The following is a 20,489-nucleotide window of genomic DNA, read 5'->3' as shown; positions in this document are numbered from 1 at the left end:
CGTCACTCCCGCCCGGCGGCCGGCTCGAACCGCAGCTCGTCGGCGCAGAAGGCACGCCACTGCGGCGTGGACGCCTCCCACAGCACCCCTTGGTCGGCCTGGACCGGGTGCCGTACGACGGCCAGGTCGTCGCGCAGGTACACCACGGTGTCATCGGGCAGGTCGCGCTGTTCCCCGGCCGCCGATGCGGCCCAGCCGGCGAAGCCGCGCACATCGCCGAGGAGGCAGCCCAGGTAGTACGGCGTCATCCCGCGGCCTCCCGCTCGATCCGGCGGCGCAGGCTCAGCGGCCGCATGTCGGTCCACACGGTCTCGATGTACGCCAGGCACTCCTCGCGCGTCCCGCCGTGCCCGGTGTCGTCCCAGCCCGCCGGCCGCTCCCGTCCCGCGGGCCAGATCGAGTACTGCTCCTCGTGGTTGACGACCACCCGGTATCCGTCCGGGTCGCCGCCGTGCGGTCCAGCCGTCACTAGCCCTCCTCGTACACGATGCGTTGGCGGGCGACCGGCACGATCCGGTCGAGCCGGCCCGGTCCTTCGTCCGTCCCGCCGTCGGTGGCGGGCTCGGCGAGCAACTGCTCGACCAGTGGCGCAAGGCGGGCCACCGTCGAAGCACGGAAGAAGGCCCGGACGGTGATGTCCACGCCCCAGGTGTCATGAGCGGCGGCGATCACTCGCATCACCATGAGTGAGTCACCGCCGTGGCTGAAGAAGTCGTCGTTCACGCCGATGTCCGCGCGCCGCAGCGCGGTGCGCCACAGGTCGAGCAGGGTGTGCTCGACCGGGGTGCGGGCCGGCCGTGAGGTGCCGGGCGGGGCGACCTCGGTGCCGACGGCTCCCGCAAGCGCGGCGCGGTCGAGCTTGCCGTTCGGGGTGAGCGGGAGCTCGGTCAGGAGCACCAGGCGGTCGGGCAGCATGTAGAGCGGCAGGTGCTCGCGCAGCACGCCGTGCCAGTCCACGCCGTCCTGCCCGGCCTTCGGTACGAGGTAGGCGTGGACTCGCTTCGCGTCCGGCTCCCCCTCGGTGAGGACGACGGCGTCGCGGACGTGCGGGGAACGGCGGAACGCGGCCTCGATCTCGCCGAGTTCGACGCGGTAGCCGCGCACCTTGAGCTGGTGGTCGCGGCGGCCGAGGAACTCGATGCGCAGGCCTTGTGGCCCGTGGCGGTAGCGGCCGCGGTCGCCGGTCCGGTACATCCGCTCGCCGGGCCGGGAGGCGAAGGGGTGCGGCACGAAGGCGTCGGCGGTGCGGCCCGGGGCGCCGAGGTAGCCGCGGCTGAGGGTGGGGCCCGCGATGTACAGGGTGCCGGGCACACCCGGGGGCACCAGGCGCATCCGGTCGTCGAGGAGATAGGCCTCGGTGCCGGGCAGGGGGGTGCCGATGAGCACGCACCGGGTGTCGTGGTCATCGGCGCCGACGGGGAAGTAGGTGCTGTCGATGGTGCCTTCGGTCAGCCCGTAGCAGTTGACCACGTCTGTATCCGGTCCGCACAGCCCGCGGATCCTCGCCAGCTCGTCGGCGGGGAAGGTGTCCGAGCCGACGATGAGCAGCTTGAGGAAGGCCAGGTCGGCGCGGTTTTCGGCGACGTGCGCGGCCAGGGTCCGCAGCACCGTGGGCACGAAGTCGGCCACGTCGACGCCCTCCTCGCGCATCAGCCGCAGCAGCCGGGCCGGAAGGAGCAGCGTTTCGCGGGGGCAGACCACGAGGGTGGCGCCGGACCCGACGCAGCGGACGAGCTCGCCGAGGTACCCGTCGAAGCTGAAGTTGGCCATCTGCAGATGGGCCCGGATGCGGCCGCGCAGGGCGAAGGCGTGCTCCCACGCGAGCTGGATGCGCCGGAGCGATCCGTGGGTGGCCATGACGCCCTTCGGGCGCCCCGTCGAGCCCGACGTATACATGACATAACAGAGGCTGTCAGGGCCGAGGTCGCGCTCGGGCCGGGTGCCGGGGGTGCCGGCGCTGTCCGCGTGGGCGGCCCCGCTCGGGTCACGGCCGTCCGGTCCTGCCACCAGGCTGCGTACGGGATCGCCGGCCAGGTCGGCGACGATCGACTCCTGGGTGACCACCACCTCCACCCCGGCGTCGGCGACGATCATCGCGCGGCGGGAGGCGGGGCTGTCGAGGTCGAGCGGCACATGGGCGGCGCCCGCCTTCCACACCGCGAGGACCGCGACGACGCTCTCGGCGGAGCGCTCCATGTAGATGCCGACGCGGGACCCGGGGGTGACGCCCTCGCCGAGCAGCCGGTGGGCAAGGCGGTTGGCCGCGCGGTCGAGTTCGCCGTAGGTGAGCCGGGTGTCGCCGTGCACCAAGGCGGGGGCGTCGGGCGTGCGGTCGGCCCACTGCTCGAACACGTCGAGCACGCAGCCTTCTGCGACGGACCCGGCGGACGCGTCGGACGCGACCGGCACTCCCGTCGCGGCGTCGAGCAGCAGCGCGCGGTCCTCGGAGCCGAGCGCTCCCGTCAGGCCGACGGGCTGTTCCGGGTCCCGGGTCATGTCGTCGAGCACGGACCGCCACAGGCGGAGCAGCCCGTCGACGGTCTCCGCGCGGTAGAGCCCGCTGTCGTAGTGGGCGAGGACGTCCGTACGCTCCTCATCGGCGAACACGTCGACGGTCAGGTCGAACTTGGCGACGCCGATGTCCACCTCCTCGGCGCTCGCGGTCAGGGCGCCGGGTCCGGTGCGGGTGGAGGGCGCAGCGATGTACTGGAAGGTGACGCCGAAGAACTGACCGTCGCCGTCGCCGTCGCCGCGCTCCGTGTCGAGGGCGGACACGACGTCCTGGAAGGAGACCGTCTGGTGTTCGTAGGCCCCCAGGCAGGTCTGGCGCACCCGGGCCAGGGCCTGGCGCACGGTCGGGTCGCCCGACAGGTCGGTGCGCAGGGCGAGCATGTTGAGGAAGGGGCCGATCAGCAGGTCGGCGTCGACGTCCTCCCGCAGGGCGCTCGGCGTGCCGACCAGGACATCGTCCTGGTCCATGTGGCGCGAGAGCGCGATCACGAAGCCGGTGAGGAGCACCATGAAGGGGGTGCCGCGCTCGGCGCGGGCCAACTCCCTTACGCGACGCATCAGTCCGGGATCGAGTGTGCGGCGCGCGGTGGCAGCGGGAGGCGTCGCCCGGCCGGGGGGCGTGCGGTCCGGGGGCAGTCGCCGGACGTCGGGAAGTGCCGAAAGTCGCGCGCGCCAGTAGGCCAGTTCGGCGTCGTACACGGGGTGGCCGGCGCTCAGGTGCCGACGCCGGGCGACGAGGTCGGCGTACTGAACGGGCAGCGGGGACAGGTGGGGCTCGCGGAACTCGGCCTGTGCGCCGACGAGTTCGAGGAATTCGTCGAGGAACACCTGCCGGGACCAGCCGTCGCTGACGATGTGGTGCCAGTTGAGCAGCAGGGTGTGGTCGTCGTCGGCCGAGCGCAGCAGGACCGTGCGTATCAGAGGGCCGGATTCCAGGTCGAACGGGCGTCGCGCGTGCTCCTCGGCGAGGCGGTGGGTCTCGGCGGCGCGGTGCTCGGGGCGCAGCCCGGTCAGGTCGATCAGGGCCGTGGCCAGCGGCAGTTCGGGGGCGACGCGGGTGCGGGGTACGCCGCCGTCGGCCGGGAAGCTCGCGCGCAGGACGTCGTGCCTGCGGACGATCTCCCGCACGGCGCCGGCGGTCGCGCCGGCGTCGAGCGGGCCCCTCAGGCGGATCGCCGAGCACGCGTTGTAGAGCGCGGTGCCGGGATGCATCCGGTCCAGGAACCAGAAGCTCTCCTGGACCGGGGAGAGCGTGTCCGTCGCCGACGGCGCCGTGGGGCCGGACAGGGGCCGGGTGCCGGGGGTGCCGAAGCTCATGCGACCTCTCCTGCCGGGCGGTCGGCGGCGTGGGGCCGGGCGATGCCGGTCAGCATGCCGGTCAGCGCGATGGCCAGGACGGCGACACCGATGACGAGACAGATCGTGGTGACCCCGGCTCCGGCGGCGGCCGCGGTGGTGATGGCCGCACCGATCGGCCCGAGCGCCGTGTGAATGGTCCAGAAGGCGGACGTGACGCGGCCGAGCAGATGACTGGGCGTCACTTCCTGACGCAGCGACATGGAGGAGATGCCGGCGATGCCGGTGCACATCAGGGTGATCGTCATCAGGACGGCGATCACGGGGACGCTCCCGGACAGGCCGATCCCGGCGACGGCGAACCCCGCGACCGAGAACGCGCAGATCCAGGTCGCGCCGAACGCGAACCGTCGGCGCACCCGGGCGACCACCGCGGAGGCGATGAACGAGCCGACCGTCCCGGCCGTCAGCACATAGCCGACCGTGGTGTCCGGGCGGTTCAGCTCGTCCTTGACCAGGTAGATGACGAGGTCGGTCAGGCCGTAGATGAGGAAGGTGATCAGCGAGAGCAGGAGCGTCAGGGGACGCAGCACGGGGTGCAGCCACAGGAACTTCGCGCCGGCCAGGAACTCGTTGCGGATGGAGCCGTGTTGGGCGGATTCGGACGTGCGCGGCCTGCCGTTGAACTTCACCAGCAGAACACCCAGGGCGGAGACCGCGAAGGTCGCGGAGTCGATGCCGATCGCGGCGGCGGGACCCGCGGACGAGGCCACGAAACCCGCGAGCGCGGGTCCGGCGACGCTGGCGACCGCGTACGTCGCATACATGTGGCCGTTGGCCCTGGTGATCTGATCCGGTTGAACGATGGCCGGCACCACGGTCACGTAGGTGACCTGGAAAAGCATCGAGAAGCATCCCGCGATGGGGACGACGGTGTAGATCAGCCAGACGGGCGTCGCGGAGATCCACGCGAGGGGGATCACGAGGTAGAGCAGGCAGCGCGCCCCGTCGGCAAGCATGAGGAGCCGTCTGCGGTCGAAGCGGTCGGCCACGACTCCGGCGAACAGGCCGGTCAGGATCGACGCGACACCGGTGAGGCCGGTGACGAGACCCATTTGGAGGACCGAACCCGTGCTGTGCAGCACCAACAGCGGCAACGCGACATAAGAGAAGGAGTCACCGAGCGCGGAAAGGGTCTGAACGCCTAAGAAAATGCGATACGCGGGGTTGCTCCATAAAGAGGGCGAACTGCCCTCCGTACCCGTCGGCCGTGCCTGATCCTGATCCTCGGACAGTTCCCCTGACGGCACGGGTTCCCCCAATCCAGATCTGCCGACGGGCAGTAGATCACACGCCCAGAGGGCCGTCAAGGACGCCTGGATCAAGCCCCCTTGATGCGCCTTCTTGACGGTGCTCCGTCACACATGCTAAACATTCAATTTCGCTTGGTACGTCTGTACGCACCCCCAACCGCCTCTTGCCTGGAGAGAAATTGCGGGTCGCTTTTGTGCATACGCCCATGTCTACCGTTCCTATTGCTCAGCGCAAAGACTTCTGGCGGAACTTCGACATTCAGTACCATGCGGCCCACCCGGGGCTCGACCACATGCGAAAGAACATGTGGGAGCTTCCGCACTGGATGCACTGGCTGGGCGGAGTACTCGTCGCGCACGGCTACACCGACATCGACGTGGTCGATCTCTACACCGATCCGGACGCGTTCACGCGACCGGGGCACCTGGCCGTGGACGCCGTGGAGGCGGCCGTGCGCCGGCACCCCGCGGACGTCTATCTGTTCTCCCCGATGACCGTGAACCTCTGCTACGCGTACGAGATCTCGGACGCCGTCAAGCGGATCAGTCCCGCGGCCCACATCGTCTACGGCGGGGTCGTCGCCACACCGCTGGCCCACGAGGTGGCCGCCCACCCCAGCGTCGACTACGTCGTGGTCGACCGCGGCGAGCATGCCCTGCCCGCGCTCCTGGACGCCCTGACCGACGGACGCGACGTGTCCGGCGTGGGCAACCTGGTGCACCGGCGCTCCGACGGCTCCACCGTCCGGACGGAATCCACTTATCCGCATCTGCTCCCGGCCGACATCCCCTTCCCCAAAGTGGACCTTTTCCCCACGAGCACCGGCGAGGACATCCGCTACTTACGGCAGGTCTATGCCCTGGGCTGCCCTTACAAGTGCACGTTCTGCACCATCCAGACGATCGGTCAACGCCCCGACTATTTCCCCCTGGACCGCGTTCTCAAAGAGATCCGCGCCTACCGGTCCCGCTACGGCGGTCGGCACAACATCTACTGGGGCGACGAAACCTTCACCCTGCACCCGGACCGCACCCTCGAACTCCTGGAACTCCTGGAGCAGGAAGGCGACATCAATTACGACTGCCAGACCCGGCTGAATTGCCTGACCGATGACCGCATATTGCGCAAGCTGAAGAGCAGCGGCTGCCAGTGGGTGGAGATCGGCCTGGAGACCGCGGTCCAGGAAAGTCATGAGACGCACAAACACCACATGAAGCTGAGTGCGACCAGGGAAACCCTGAAGAAGGTCAGGGACGCCGGGCTCGCGGCCTGCTCCTTCACCGTGAACGGCTTTCCCGACCAGAGCACCGACGACATGCGGCGCAGCATCGACTGGGTATGCGAACTGCTCGACGAGGACCTGCTGCAGGCGACCTATCTCTTCGGCCTCGTGCCCTATCCGGGAAGTGCCATGTTCGAGCACCCCGAGCGTTTCGGGATGAAGCTGCTCCACCGCGACTTCCGTCTTTACCACGAGGATCTGCCACCCGTCTTCGCCACCGACAAGGCCACCCCGGACCAGGTCTACGACGTGTTCCTTGAGGGCCAGGACCTGTTCGCGCAGGCCATGGACAAGACCCCGTACTTCGGTGCCGCGCCGGCCCCCGGCACCGCCGACGAGTACGGCACCTTCTGGGCCGATGCCCACGTATAGCCTTCCGCGGCCCCGGACAGACGGGAGCACCATGACTTCTTCTCGATGGCACGTACTGCGGCAGGGCGACGCGGGCCTCATCCTCACGGTGGCCTTCGACGCGGGGCGCGGGGACGCCCGCTTCGCCGACCTGGCCTCCTTCCTGGACGGAAGGCATGTACTGGAGGGGGTGCCGAATCACTGCACGGTCGAAGCGCTCCTGCGGCAGGGGCCCGGCGAGTACGTGACGCCCTGGCTGGAGGCCGTCAAGGAGCGCGGGCAACCGGTGCTCGCCGTGCTCGGACACTGCGCGGGAAGCGGCCTGGCCCGCGAACTGGCGTACCGGTTACGGATGTTGGGGCTCGGCGAGCCCTCCCTGATCACCTTCGATCCGGTGCTCGTCGACAGCCACACCCTGGGCGAGGACTACCGCACCGCCGTCCGCACGCTCGCCGCCCAGCTCTCCCCGCAGGACCTCGAGACCGCCCTCGCGGCGGCCCTGCCGTGCGACGGCGAACCCGCGGCGACCGGAGCGGACGTTCTGCCGCTCGCCGCGGCGCTGGAAACGGCCTACCAGGAGGCGGTGGCCGCCGCCAGCCGGCGCCTAGACGTCGCCCCCGCGGTGCGGCAGCAACTCGCCGACCGCTTCTCGCACTACCTCGCCTACCTGGCCGCGGCCGCCTGGACGGACGCGCAGCCCCCGCCGCCGGACGCGCCCCCGGCGACGACCGTCCTCTCCGCCACCGGGGGCGTCGGCACCTGCGCCGCCGACCCGCGCGGCACGACCACCGGGTTCACCGTGGACCGGACCCGACTGCTCGCGGACCCCGAGGTCGCCGCGTACGTCTCCCGTGTGATGGGCGGGTGACACCCATGGACCCCGCACCGCTCGCCGTCCCGGAAGCCCTGGCGCGCCGTGTGCGCCAGGCACGCGCGGACCGAATAGACCGTGAGCTGTACGAGGAGGAGAAGCACTGGCGTCTGCGTCCCGGCGACGGCGAGGACCCGCGCACCGTCTCGCAGGAAGCGCTGCTCCGCGAGGCCGCGGTGGAGGAGGAGATCACCGCCCGGCTCGGGCCGGCCACGGCCGGTCCCGAAGACCCGCGTCGCCGGGAAGAACGACGGCGCCTCAAGTACTTTCCGGTGCTCTTCGTCAGCGCCCCGCACATCGAGGAAGGCGCGACGGGTTCGTTCCCCGGCATGCCGACCCCGCTGCTCTACGCGACCTGCGTCCTCGACCGGATGCTGCGCATCGACGAGTTCCCCGGCACGCGGGTCCCCGAGGTCGTCGCCGTCCTCAACCCCCATGCCTACTCCCCCGCCTTCGAGGAGGAGCTCGTCGCCTGCCTGCGCGAGCACCGCCCGGTGGTGGTCGGCATCAGCAACCTCTCCGAGGGCCACCACTTCGCCCTGCGCATAGCGGAGACGGTCAAGAAGGAGTGCCCGCAGGCCCTCGTCCTGCTCGGCGGCCAGCACGAGGACGCCGTGAACCCGGACGCCTACCGCGCGGCCTCGCACCGTGTGGCCAAGATGAGCGGCCGCCGGCAGGAGAGCCACGACGACTTCCGGATCGGCGAGGAGGAACTCGGCCGCCTCACCGCCCTGCAGACGTTCGCCCGCCCCGAGGAACGGGAGTTGATGGACATCGTGTTCGCGGGCGACTCCGCGTTCGCGCTGCCCGAGGTGCTCAAGGTGGTGGCGGACTGCCTGCCGGCCGACACCGAGACCGTCAAGAAGCGCCTGCTCGCCGACCAGGACCGGATCGCCGAACTGCCGGGCGTGGGCAGCCTGTTCCTGTACGACTGGAGCACGCGCCGCATCGAGTCGATGCCGCTCAGCGGCGTGCCGATCGACGGCGACCGGCTCCCGTACATCGACGTGACCCGGCTGACGCACGAGAACCGCTTCCCCGTCTTCGGACACCGCCTCACCGCGCAGGTCATGGCCTGTCTGGGGTGCAAGTACGCGTGCTCCTTCTGCCATGAATCCGCGGACGCGTTCCTCTACGAACAGCCCAAGATCCGCCAGCGGTCCCCGCAGCACGTCATCGGGGAGATCCGGCTGCGCGTCGACCAGGGCTTCGAGGCGGTGTTCTTCGACGACAGCACCTTCACCCAGAATCCTCGCTGGCTCGCCGAGTTCCTGACCCTCCTGGAGGACCTCGCGGCCGAGCACGGCACCTTCGAGTGGGGCTGCCAGACCACCGTCAACGACGTGGACCGCGCCCTCCTGCGGCGCATGGCGGCGGCCGGCTGCAGCTACGTGTACTTCGGCGTCGAATCGGCCGAGCCCGACGCCGTACGCGTCCAGAAGGTCCGGCAACTGCTGCTGGTCTCCGAGAGCGACTGGACCGGACGCTTCCGCAGCGTGGCGCACTGGTGCCGCGAGGCCGGGATCCGGGTCGGCACGTCCTTGCAGTTCGGACTCGGGGAGACGGCCGAGCAGCGGCTGATGACGCTCGACCTCATCGCCGAACTGCACCGGGCGGGCTGCATCCCCGACGGCTGCGTCGCCCTCAACGTCAACAGCCCCTACCCCGGCACCCGCCAGTGGCTCCAGATGCTCCAGTCGGGCGCCACGCTGCCCGACTACCGCGAGAAGCTGGTGCGCCACCCTGCCTTCGAGACGGCGCATCAGTTCTCCTCGATCACCGGCCAGGACGTCGAAGCCCTGTATCTGCTCGCCGCCGACCGCCTCGGCCGGGCCCTGCACCAGGAGGAGCCCGCGTGAACACACCGCGCGGAGGCATGCCGGGCCCCGAGGGCCTCCGGCAGGCCGTTCCCTCCCCCCTCACCTTCACCTCCGACTCGCTCGTCACCCACGCGCCGCTCGCCGCCCCGGGCGAACCGCCCCTGCTCATCCGGCCCACCGCCGCCGGCGTCGATGTCGCGGCCTGGGCCTCCCGTTCGAGGGCGTGGCTCGACGAAGCCCTCGACGACCACGGCGCCGTGCTGCTCAGGGGGTTCTCGGTCACCACCACGAACGACCTGGAACGCCTCGCCGACGCGCTCATCGACCAGTTGTACCGCGACAACGGCGAGCATCCCCGTGCCTCGCTGAGCGGCAGCATCGTCTCCCCGGTGTTCTTTCCGCCCGAGGAGAAGCTGCTGTGGCACACCGAGAACTCCTTCAACGACACCGGGCCCGCCCGCATCATGTTCTGCTGTGCGCGGCCCGCCGCCTCCGGCGGCGAGACCCCGATCGTCGACAGCCGTGAGGTGTTCCGGCGGCTCGACGCGGACCTGCGGGCGGAGTTCCTGGCCAAGGGCGTGATGTACGTCCGGAACTACGGCACCGGGCTCGGTCTCGACTGGCGTGACGTCCTGCGCACCGACGACCGGCACACGGCCGAGGCACGCTGCGCCGAGCAGGGCCTGCGTTCCACCTGGGACGGCGACCGGCTGCGCACCGAGGCGGTACGCCCGGCAGCCGTCCGGCATCCGCGAACCGGCGTGTGGTCCTGGATCTGTCAGGCCCAGCACTGGCACCCTGCCTGCCTGGCCCCCGCGACCCGGGCGGCGCTGGAGGCCACCCACACCCCGGAGACGCTGCCGCGCCAGTGCCACTTCGGCGACGGCTCCGTGATCCCGGACGAGGCCATGGCCGAGATGTGCCGGGTGTACGCCGAGCTCGAAGTCTGCTTCCCCTGGGAGAGGGGCGATGTCCTGGTGCTCGACAACATCCTGGTCGCGCATGCCCGCAACCCCTTCCGCGGCCCACGCGAACTCCTGGTGGCCATGGGCGACATGGTGCGGTTCACATGACGGGGCAGGAGACCGCCGAAGACGGGAACCGGGGCGGGACGGCCGACCGGGTCGAGGGGTTCCGGCTCTCGTTCCAGCAGCAGCGCACCTGGCGGGCGTACGGATTCTCGGACCTCGGAGGGGCGCAGGCGCCGGGAGGGGCACGAGCGCCGGGGTGGGCACAAGCTCCGGGGTGGGCACAGGCGCTTCTCCACGTCGACGGCGCCGTCGACCCGGACCGGCTGGCCGACGCGCTGCGCGCGGTCACCGCCCGCCATGGTGCGCTGCGGGCCCGGTACCGCCGTGTACCGGGGGCGAACACCGCGCTCGCGGACCTCGACGGAGGGAACGGCGGAAGCGTCGAGTGGACGGTGCGGGACCTGCGGGCGTTCGCGCCCGCGGACGTCCCCGCGCAGCTGGACGCCGAGGTACGGGCCGAGCGTCTGCGGCCTGCGGGCATCGACGACGCCGCCCCGCTGCGCGCCCGCCTGCTCAGGCTCACCGACCAACGGCACGCGCTGCTGATCACGGCCTCCGGTCTGTCCGCCGACAGCCGGACCCTGCGCGCACTCCCGGCCGAGCTCGCCCTCGCCCACGACGGCCGTTCACCGGACGCCGAACCCCTGCAGTACATCCAGTACGCGCAATGGCAGCACCAGGTCGACGCCGCCGAGCCGGTGTCCGACGACGCCGCCCATGGCGTCGACACACCGCACCCCGGCCCACTGGCCCTGCCCCTGCGCCGTGCTCCGCGGGCCGGGCAGGACACCGGGACCGACGTCCTGCGCCTGGACCGCACGGTGCCGCCCCTGCTGGCGCGGGCCGTCCGGGCCTGTGCGAAGCAGCACCGCGTCACGCCCGACGTCGTGCTGCTCACCTGCCTGCTGGCTCTCCTGCGCAGGGTCACCGACCGGCCCGACGTCACCGTCGCCGCCGCCCTGCCGGGGCGCCCGTACGACGATCTGAGCGATTGCGCCGGGCCCTTCGCCCACTGGTCGCCCGTACGCACCGGGCCCGGCTCGGCCACCACGTTCTCCGGTCTCCTGGCCCAGGTCCGGAGCGAGCGTTCGCGCGCCGAGCGTGCAGCGGAGCGCCTGCCGGCTGCGTACGCCACCGCCCCGGCCGACCGGACGGCCGCGTTCGAGGCGAAGGAGGAGACACCCGCCGAGCATGCCGACGGCGTCACCTTCACCTTGGTCTGGGACGACGTCGAGGCCGAACCGTGCGCGCTGAAGCTGGAGAGCATCACGGGCTACGACTGCCTGCGGCTGGTGTGGCGCCACCACCAGGGCGAGTTCCCCGCCGACTACGTGCGGAGCATCGCCGGGCAGTACCTGACCCTGCTGGAAGGTGCCGTCGCCGCCCCCTCGGCCCCGCTCGACACCCTCAGCGTGCTCGACGACCACAGCCGTGACCTCGTACGGGCCGCGGTCGACCACGGCCGTGCCACCCGGCAGACGCCCTCGTGCCTGCACCGGATCATCGAGCGGCAGGCCCGGCGGTCACCGGACGCCGTGGCGGTCGTGGACCCCGGCGCCCGGCTGACCTACCGGCAGTTGGACGAACAGGCCGGCCAAGTGGCCCTGATGCTGCGGAAGCACGGGGTCGGGCCGGATCGGCCGGTGGCGGTGTCCATCGGGCACACCCGTCACCTTCTGGTGGCGATGCTGGGCGTGCTCAAGGCGGGCGGCGCGTATCTGCCGCTCGATCCGGAGCTGCCCGCGGCACGGACCGAGGACATGCTGGCGCGCTCGGGGTGTTCCCTGATCCTCACCGCACCGGACACTCCGCAGGACCAGGCGGGCACGATCCGCTGCCTGCGTGCCGACGGACAACCGGCGCCGGAGCAACCGGTCGGACCGCTGCCCGAGGTGACGCCGGAGAACCTCGCCTACATCCTGTTCACCAGCGGCTCCACCGGCGTCCCCAAGGGCGTGATGCTGCCCCACCGGGCCCTGGCCAACTACGTGCTCTGGGCGGCCGGAACCTACGTGCACGAGAACGGCACGGGGGCCATGGTCCACTCCTCCGTGGCCTTCGACATGACGGTGACCAGTCTGTTCGTGCCGCTGGTCAGCGGACGCACGGTGCACCTGGACCCGGCCTGGCGCGACGTCTTCGGCCTCACCGGTGAGCTGGGCCGACGGGCCGGTCTGGACGTGCTCAAGATGACTCCCTCCCATCTGGGCGTGATCAACCACGCGCTCGATCCCGCCGACACGCACGGGGTCGCGCACTCGCTCGTCCTCGGCGGCGAGAACCTCTCCTGGGAGCACATCGCGCCCTGGCGCGAACACGCGGCGACCACACGGATCTTCAACGAGTACGGGCCCACGGAGGCCGCGGTGGGCTGCGCCGTCCACGAGATCACGGCCGACGACCCGGCGGTCGGTGACGTGCCCATCGGCCGGCCCGTGGACGGCGGCGACATCCACGTCCTGGACAGCCGCCTGGACCCGGTGCCGGTCGGAGCGCTCGGGGAGATCTGCGTGGGCGGCATCGGCCTCGCGCGCGGCTACGTCGCCGATCCGGCCGGATCGGCCGAACGCTTCGTACCGCATCCCTTCTCCGATGTGCCGGGCGAACGCCTCTACCGGACCGGTGATGTCGGCTACTACGCCCCTGACGGGTCGCTGCACTGCCTCGGGCGCCGGGACGAGCAGATCAAGGTCCGCGGTGTCCGCGTGGAACCGGCCGAGATCGAGCGGGCGCTGCTCGACCACCCGGCCGTCCGCGACGCGGCGGTGGTGCTCGGGCCCGACGGTGGCGACGGCGGCCTGCTCACCGCGTTCCTCTCGCCGTCGGCCGAAGGCGCGGTCGCGCCTTCCGAACTGCGCGGCCACCTCGGCGGGCGGCTGCCTGCCGTCATGGTCCCCGCCTCGTACGTCTGGCTCGACCGGTTGCCCCTCACGGCGAACGGCAAGACCGATCGCGACGCGCTGCTCGCCGCCGACGCCCCGCGCGACCCCGGCGCACGGACAGCGGTCCGGCCGCCCGGCGACAGCCTGGAGGCGCGTGTCGCGGCCATCTTCGGTGATCTGCTCTCGGTCCCGTCCGTCGGAGCGGACGACGTCTTCTTCGATCTCGGCGGCCACTCGATCCTGGCGGTGCGGCTGATCGCGAGGATCAACGCGGCCTTCTCCGCCGAGCTGCCGGTGTCGGTGCTCTTCGAGGAGACGGCGGCCCTCGACGGACCACCGCTCGACCCCGCGACGCCGAGGGCACTTGCCGCACTGCTCCGAGACGCAGGCGCAGGCACAGGCACAGGCACAGGCGAGCGTCCACGTGACCTCGTCACGCTCCAGACCCGGGGCGAGGGAACCCCGCTGTTCTGCGTCCACCCCGGCGGCGGGGACGCCATCGGCTTCCGGAACCTCACCGATGGGTCCGTGCTCCGGCGCCCGCTGTACGCCCTGCACGACGGCGCCGATGGCTCCGATGGCACCGATGGCGCGCAACAGGGAGACACCGGGCAGGGGCGGACTCCGGAGACCGACGTCGAGGCACTCGCGGAGCGCCACCTCGCGGTGGTCCGCGAGGTCCGGCCGCACGGCCCGTACCTCCTGATGGGCTGGTCCATGGGTGGCCTCGTCGCCTACGAGATGGCCCGGCGGCTCACGCGGCTGGGAGAGCGGGTCGCCATGCTGATCCTCGTCGACAGCTACCTGGGCGGCCAGCTCCCGGCCGACGCCGGATCGGCGCCGGAGGACGCGCACGGGCGCGCGGCCCTGCGCTACCGACCGGCGCCCTACGACGGTCCGACGGCCCTGTTCCAGGCGCAGGAGAGCGATCCACGGGTGCGGGCGGCGGCGGGTGCGGCCTGGGCGGACCTGTGCTCGGCCCTCGCCCCGCCACGGGTCCTGGCCGGTGACCACTACTCCATGCTGGACGAGCCGTTCGTGTCCGGCCTGGCGGCGGAGATGGAGAAGACCCTTCAGGAGGCGGACGTCCCTCATGCCTGACGAGACCCGTGCCACGCCGTCCCCGCCTCAGGGAACAGTGCTGCGGTACTTCGACGACACGCGGCGCGCGTGGCCCGACCTGCCCGCGGTGGAGTACCGGGGGCGCCGGCTGTCGTACGAGGAACTCGGCCGTGCGGCGGACGAGTTGGCCACGCGCCTGCGACGCCTCTCCGTCGCGGGCACGGTCGTCGGCGTCCGCACCGACCGGTCCTTCCGGCTCCCGGTCGCCATCCTGGCCGCGCTGCGCGCCGACGCCGCGTACATGCCTCTGGATCACGCCTACCCGGAGGCCCGGCTCGACTTCATGATGCGGGACAGCGGCATGCGCGTCCTGCTCACGCACCGCACCCCCACGGGGCTGCCGCCCGCGCCCCTCGGAACGGAGGTCGTGCTGCTCGACGACGACCTGGCGACCGGCCCGGACCCGAGCCCGAACCCTCCGGAGGCTCCGGTCTCCACAGCCGGCACCGACGACCTCGCGTACGTCATCTACACGTCGGGGTCCACGGGCACGCCCAAGGGCGTCGCCATGCCGCACGGCCCGCTGCGCAACCTGATCAGCTGGCAGCGCGAGACGTTCACGTGCGGCATCGGCGACCGGACCCTCCAGTTCGCGGCGGCGAGCTTCGACGTGCACTTCGAGGAGATGTTCAGCACCTGGGGCACGGGCGGCTGCCTGGTGCTGATCGACGAGGAGATACGCCGGGACTCCCACCGGCTGCTGCGCTTCCTCGACGAGCAGCGGGTGCACCGCGTGTTCATGCCGTTCGTGGCCCTTCAGTCGCTCGCCCACACCGCACAGGACGTGGGTGGCCATCCGCGCTCGCTCCGCGAGGTCGTCTGCGGCGGTGAGCAGCTCTACGTCACTCCCGCCGTGCGGCAGTTCTTCGGCGCCCTTCCGGATGTCGCGCTGCACAATCAGTACGGACCGTCGGAGACGCACAACGTGACGGCCCTGCGGCTGCCCGGCGAGCCCGCGTCCTGGCCGGAGCGCGCTCCCATCGGCCGGTCCATCGACGCCGCGCGCGTGCGGGTCGTGGACGGGCAGGACAACCCGGTCCCGGCGGGGGTCACCGGTGAGATCGTCATCGGCGGCCCGGTGCTCGCCCGCGGCTACCTCAACCGGCCCGGCCTGTCCGCGGAGCGTTTCACGCCCGATCCGCTGGGGCCCGCGGGATCACGGGTGTACCGGACCGGCGACATGGGCCGGGTCGACGCGCAGGGGCGGATCCACTTCCTCGGCCGCGACGACGGGCAGGTCAAGATCCGCGGCTACCGCGTGGAGCTCGGTGAGATCGAGTCGGCGGTCAGGGCCCTGCCGGAGGCGGCCGACGCCGCGGTCGTGGTGAACGAGAGTCCCACGGCGGGCAAGCGTCTCGTCGCCTACGTCGTGGGAGAGACGCCGCTGCCCGGCGACCTCAGGGACCGGCTCGCCGAGGCCCTGCCCGAGTACATGCTGCCGGTGGCGTTCGTCCCGGTGGACCGGCTGCCGCTCACCCCCAGCGGCAAGCTCGACCGCCAGGCACTGGCCGCGCGCGAGCTGACGGTCACGGGCAGCGGCGCCAGCTCGGCCGAGGACGGCGTACAGCAGGGGCTCAGGCTCCTGTGGGAGCACGTCCTGGATGCGAAGGACATCGCGTACAACGACAACTTCTTCCAGCTGGGCGGCACTTCGCTGCTGGCCGCGGTGCTGATCTCCCGGATCAACGAGCGCTTCGGCGCGTACGCGGATCTGGAGACGTTCGTCTCGCGGCCGACGATCTCCGCGATGGCCGAGTGGATCGGCGAGCGGTCGGACCTGTCCCAACAACCGGTGAGGCTGGATTCGTGATCGACACTGACGACGGACATCTGGCGGACGACGGGCATCTGGCGGACCTGATCGCGGAGTACGAGGCGAAGGGCTGGTGCCGCTCTCCGTACCGTTTCACCGCCCCCTCGGTCGACCTGCTCCGCGACAGCCTGGAGGCCGTCATCGACCGAGGAGGGCCGGAGGTGGTGCACGAGAGGGGCAGCACCGCTGTCCGCGCGGTGCACGGCTGCCACGAGTTCGACGAGGCGTACGCGGCGCTCGTCCGCCACCCCTATCTCCTCGCGCTGGCCGAGGCGCTGACGGGAACGCCCGTCTACGTCTACCAGTTCAAGGTGAACCTGAAGCAGGCCCGTGAGGGCCAGGCATGGCCGTGGCACCAGGACTTCGCCTTCTGGAACGCGGAGGACGGCTTGCCGCGGCCCGCGGCGGTCACCCTCGCCGTCCCGCTGGACGACGTCCACGAGAACAACGGCCCGCTGATCCTCGTACCAGGATCCCATCGTCTGGGGTACCTCGGCCCCGGCAAGATCACGCCGGGCGGCAAGGGGGACTGGCGCAAGAACTTCGAGGCCGATCCCGAGCACACGATGGAGCCCGACCGCGCCCGAGAGCTGGTCACGTCCTTCGGCAGCGAGCGTGCGACGGGCCGGGCGGGCGCGATCCAGGCCTTCCACCCGAACATCGTGCACTCGTCGTCGGACAACGCGTCGGCGGACCGGCGGGCGCTGCTGATGGTGTCGTACAACTCCGTCGACAACGCCCCGCCTCGTCCGACGCGCCCCGAGTTCCTGGTGGGCCGCAAGACGGACCAGCTGAAGCCGAAGTGGGACGACCGTCTCACCCTGGAGACGGGCTGAGGCGGGCCGCCTCGGGGTTGAGCATGGATGCGGGGTTCCGCGAGCACGACAGAACCCCGTGGCCTCTTTGAGACCACGGGGTTCTGGTTGCTACTTGTGTCCGAGGGGGGACTTGAACCCCCACGCCCGATAAAGGGCACTAGCACCTCAAGCTAGCGCGTCTGCCATTCCGCCACCCGGACTAGGTGTCTGCCGTTCGCGGGGTGTTCCCCGCGGCGACATGGACAACAATACCAAGCTTTCGGAGTGCCTTTCACCTGCGTTATCCGTACGTCGGCGGGCGGATGCCCGGCGGCCCTCTCCGCCACATCTACAGTCTCACCATGAGTGACGGGCTGATTACTGGAGTGCTCGGTGACGTGAAGGTGCGGCGGCCTCGGCTGCTGTCCCCGCTGCGCGAGCATCTGCGGGACACCATGTGGTTCGCGCCGACCGCCGGGCTCGTGGGGGCCATGGTGCTGTGGGTGGCCGCGGCGGAGCTGGACAGCCGGATCGTGGCGGCGGCGCAGGACGCCGGGGACTACGACACCGTCGAGAGCCTGATGGGGATCGCCGACGACGCCAAGGCGGTGATCAGCACCATCGGCTCGGCCATGATGACCTTCATCGGTGTCGTCTTCAGCATCTCGCTGGTGGCCGTGCAGATGGCCAGCGGGCAGTTCAGCCCGCGAGTGGTGCGGCTGTACGTCAGGTCGCGGATCACCAAGATCACGCTCACCGTCTTCCTGGCGACGTTCCTGTTCTCCCTGATGACGCTGACGTCCTTCGACAGCGAGACCGATCCGCGGCGGCTGACGAGCGTGCCGCTGGTCGAGTCGGTCCTGGCGATGGCGATGGTGTTCCTGAGTCTGCTGCTGTTCGTCGCGTACGTGAACGGCACGCTCCGCATGATGCGGATCAGCTTCGTCATCGACCGGATCGCCCGGGAGTCGCTGCGGGTGGCCGTGAAGCACCCGACCGAAGGCGCGGTGGACGACGAACGCCTCGGCCCCGTCACCGCCCGGATCACTCACCACGGGCGGGCCGGAGTGCTGCGGGACGTGCACATCGCCCGGGTCGTGCGGGCGGCGAGACGGCACGGTGTGGTGCTGCGGCTGCTGCCGCGCATCGGGGACTTCGTGGTGCCGGGGACCCCGGTGTTCACCGTCCACGGCGGGGCGGCGCCGCCGCCGCGCGCGCTGCGGTACACGGTGTCGGTGAGCGTGGAGCGCACCTTCCACCAGGACCTCGGCTTCGGTCTCCGCCAGCTCGCGGACATCGCCCTGCGGGCCCTGTCCCCCGCGGTGAACGATCCGACCACCGCCGTGCAGGCCCTGGACCGCATCATCCAGTTCCTGGCGTCGGTCGCCGGATATCCGCTGGGCGCCCTGCGCCACCGCGACCGGCGCGGGGCGGTGCGGATGGTGCAGCCCGTGCCGGACTGGACCGCTCTGGTGGATCTCGGGTTCACCGAGATCCGGGGGTGCGCCATCGGCAATCCGCAGGTGACCCGGCGCATGCTGGCCGGCCTCGACGATCTGCTGCGGCTCGCGCCCGAGGAGCGCAGAAAGCCGCTCCTGCGCCACCGGGAGCTGCTCGGGCAGGCGGTGGAACGCACCGTCCCGGAGGCCGCGGACCGCGCGTTCGCCCTGCTGCCCGACCGGCAGGGCATCGGCTAGGGGCCTCTCCCCTGCCGGTCGGTGAAGGAGCTCACACCCAGGAGCTCACGCCGAGGAGCTCACGCCATCAGGTGGTAGCTGGGGAAGTTCCCCGGTGGCCGTTCCGTCGCCGGGCCGTGCGTGACCGCCCGCACAAGCAGCTCACCGCCGACGAACGCGCCGCGCCAGGACGCGCCGAACCCGCCGAACAGCTCGTCCCGGTCGCCGCGCGAGCGGGGCTTGCCGTGGCCCGTCTTGAAGGCGCGGATCTGCGGTGCGAGCCGTTCGTACGTCGCGGTGTCGTCCGTCGAGAGCGTGGCGACCAGCGCGCCGTTCGACGCGTTCATGGCAGCGAGCAGCTCTGCCTCCGTGTCGACCAGGACGATGGTGTCGACCGGGCCGAACGGCTCCGCGTGGTGCAGCGGGGAGGACGGGGGCGGGTTGAGGAGCGTGACGGGGTGGACGTACGCGTCCGTGTCCTGGCCCGGCAGGAAGAGGTCCGCCGACCGGGCGCCGCGGTACAGCGGCACGGCTCCGCGGTCGATCGCCTCCGTCACCTGGTCGCCCAGCTCCTTGGCCTTGGCCGCGTTGATCAGCGGGCCGAAGTCCAGTTGCGGGAACGGGTCTTCGGCGTGCGCGACCGCCAGGGGGTGGCCGACGCGGACGGTGCGTACGGCCGGGAGGTAGGCGGCGAGGAACTCGTCGAAGAGGCTCCGTTGGACGACGAAGCGCGGATACGCCGTGCAGCGCTGCTTGCCGTAGTCGAAGAGCTTGGGGACGACGGCGCCGAGCGCGTCCCAGTCGCTGTAGTTCCAGATGCCCCAGGTGTTGAGTCCTTCCTGTTCGAGGATGTGCCGCTTGCCGAGGTCGGCGACGGCGGTGGCGACGGCGGCGCCGGTGTCACGTCCGCCGACGAAGGAGACGCAGCCGATCTCCGGGGCGCGGACCAGCGCTTCGGACAGCTCTCCCCCGCTGCCGCTGACGAGGGTGACGGGAATCCCTTCGCGGGCGGCCAGGGCGCAGGCCAGGGTCAGACAGGCGACGCCGCCATCGGTCGGGGTCTTGGCGATGACCGCGTTGCCCGCGAGTGCCTGTACCAACACCGCGTGAACGAGCACGCTCATCGGGTAGTTCCAGCTCGCGATGTTGGACACCGGGCCATCCAGCGGGGTCCGGCCTTCGAGCATCGGCTCGATGCCCTCGACGTACCAGCGCACGCCGTCGATGGCCCGGTCGACGTCGGCCTGGGCCAGCCGCCAGGGCTTGCCGATCTCCCAGACGAGGAGGAGGGCGAGCAGTTCGCGGTGTTCGGTGAGGGCGTCGAGGGTGGCGGCGACGCGGGCGCGCCGCTCCTCCAACGGGACGTGGCGCCAGGCGCGGTGCTGGTCGAGCGAGGCGCGTACGGCCTGGTGGGCGGTGGCTGCGTCGAGGCGTGGCGGGCCCGCGATGGGGCTGCCGTCGACGGGGGAGGTGGCGGGCAGGGTCCGGCCGTCCGCGTGCCAGGTCCCGTTCCAGAGGTTCAGGACGCGGTCGTCGCGGAAGGCCTCGGGCGCGACGGCGACGCAGCGTCGCCAGGCCTCGGCCCAGGCCGTACCGGCCTTGAGGACGAGGGGGTTGGTGAGGGCGGGATGGTTGAGGGTGGGTGCCATTCGAGGTTCTCCGCTCACGGTGCACAAGTCGGGGCGGGAGGTGCATGGCTCGCACGGCGCCGCTCGGTTCGCGG

13 protein-coding genes and 1 tRNA gene are annotated in these 20,489 nt (G+C 71.3%); 8 read left to right on the top strand and 6 right to left on the bottom strand.

All coding sequences use genetic code 11. The features are described from left to right. Window positions 1-2: 2 nt before the first annotated feature. From ACZ6ZP_RS09810 to ACZ6ZP_RS09795, 4 genes are read right to left on the bottom strand one after another with little or no spacing between them, the layout of a single operon-like run. Window positions 3-248, bottom strand: a complete 246-nt coding sequence (locus ACZ6ZP_RS09810) for a hypothetical protein (protein ID WP_469406261.1) — start codon at window positions 246-248, stop codon at window positions 3-5. After that, the gene (locus tag ACZ6ZP_RS09805) at window positions 245-469 is read right to left on the bottom strand and encodes an MbtH family protein (RefSeq protein WP_351160839.1); all 225 of its coding nucleotides are present in this window, start codon (window positions 467-469) and stop codon (window positions 245-247) included. Before ACZ6ZP_RS09805 ends, ACZ6ZP_RS09810 begins: the two co-directional genes overlap by 4 nt. Next, a complete protein-coding gene (locus tag ACZ6ZP_RS09800) occupies window positions 469-3,828 on the bottom strand; it encodes a non-ribosomal peptide synthetase (RefSeq protein ID WP_469406258.1) in 3,360 nt (1,119 codons plus the stop codon). The genes ACZ6ZP_RS09805 and ACZ6ZP_RS09800 overlap by 1 nt, the downstream gene beginning before the upstream one ends. Continuing rightward, complete coding sequence (locus ACZ6ZP_RS09795; RefSeq protein ID WP_366462652.1) at window positions 3,825-5,117, bottom strand: MFS transporter; 1,293 nt, start codon at window positions 5,115-5,117, stop codon at window positions 3,825-3,827. The genes ACZ6ZP_RS09800 and ACZ6ZP_RS09795 overlap by 4 nt, the downstream gene beginning before the upstream one ends. 296 nt (window positions 5,118-5,413) lie before the next feature. Here ACZ6ZP_RS09795 and ACZ6ZP_RS09790 point away from each other — a divergent pair, with 296 nt between their 5' ends. Genes ACZ6ZP_RS09790 through ACZ6ZP_RS09760 form a run of 7 tightly spaced genes read left to right on the top strand, consistent with a single transcriptional unit; the run spans window position 5,414 to window position 17,129 of the window. After that, entirely contained in the window at window positions 5,414-6,775 is a 1,362-nt protein-coding gene (locus tag ACZ6ZP_RS09790; protein ID WP_351160832.1) for a B12-binding domain-containing radical SAM protein, read from the top strand. Window positions 6,776-6,806: 31 nt separating this feature from the next. Further along, window positions 6,807-7,622, top strand: a complete 816-nt coding sequence (locus ACZ6ZP_RS09785; protein WP_469406257.1) for a hypothetical protein — start codon at window positions 6,807-6,809, stop codon at window positions 7,620-7,622. Window positions 7,623-7,627: 5 nt separating this feature from the next. Beyond that, window positions 7,628-9,484, top strand: a complete 1,857-nt coding sequence (locus tag ACZ6ZP_RS09780; protein ID WP_469406256.1) for a B12-binding domain-containing radical SAM protein — start codon at window positions 7,628-7,630, stop codon at window positions 9,482-9,484. Then, entirely contained in the window at window positions 9,481-10,518 is a 1,038-nt protein-coding gene (locus ACZ6ZP_RS09775) for a TauD/TfdA family dioxygenase (protein ID WP_351160823.1), read from the top strand. Before ACZ6ZP_RS09780 ends, ACZ6ZP_RS09775 begins: the two co-directional genes overlap by 4 nt. After that, the gene (locus ACZ6ZP_RS09770; protein WP_469406255.1) at window positions 10,515-14,459 is read left to right on the top strand and encodes a non-ribosomal peptide synthetase; all 3,945 of its coding nucleotides are present in this window, start codon (window positions 10,515-10,517) and stop codon (window positions 14,457-14,459) included. Before ACZ6ZP_RS09775 ends, ACZ6ZP_RS09770 begins: the two co-directional genes overlap by 4 nt. Then, a complete protein-coding gene (locus tag ACZ6ZP_RS09765) occupies window positions 14,452-16,290 on the top strand; it encodes a non-ribosomal peptide synthetase (RefSeq protein WP_361461705.1) in 1,839 nt (612 codons plus the stop codon). The genes ACZ6ZP_RS09770 and ACZ6ZP_RS09765 overlap by 8 nt, the downstream gene beginning before the upstream one ends. Further along, on the top strand, window positions 16,287-17,129 hold the full coding sequence (locus tag ACZ6ZP_RS09760) for a phytanoyl-CoA dioxygenase family protein (RefSeq protein ID WP_361461708.1): 843 nt from the start codon (window positions 16,287-16,289) through the stop codon (window positions 17,127-17,129). Before ACZ6ZP_RS09765 ends, ACZ6ZP_RS09760 begins: the two co-directional genes overlap by 4 nt. Before the next feature lie 97 nt (window positions 17,130-17,226). Here ACZ6ZP_RS09760 and ACZ6ZP_RS09755 read toward each other — a convergent pair. Beyond that, window positions 17,227-17,311 (bottom strand) — tRNA-Leu (locus ACZ6ZP_RS09755). 141 nt (window positions 17,312-17,452) lie between these two features. On the opposite strand from ACZ6ZP_RS09755, the gene ACZ6ZP_RS09750 reads away from it, so the two are divergent. After that, window positions 17,453-18,787: a DUF2254 domain-containing protein gene (locus ACZ6ZP_RS09750; RefSeq protein WP_366462646.1), complete on the top strand. Its 1,335-nt coding sequence runs from the start codon at window positions 17,453-17,455 to the stop codon at window positions 18,785-18,787. Window positions 18,788-18,846: 59 nt separating this feature from the next. Here ACZ6ZP_RS09750 and ACZ6ZP_RS09745 read toward each other — a convergent pair whose 3' ends face one another. Then, on the bottom strand, window positions 18,847-20,415 hold the full coding sequence (locus tag ACZ6ZP_RS09745; protein WP_469406253.1) for an aldehyde dehydrogenase family protein: 1,569 nt from the start codon (window positions 20,413-20,415) through the stop codon (window positions 18,847-18,849). Between the last annotated feature and the right edge of the window lie 74 nt (window positions 20,416-20,489).

This window comes from Streptomyces sp. NPDC054047, assembly GCF_055585065.1.
This window is presented reverse-complemented; position numbering and strand designations above follow the sequence as displayed.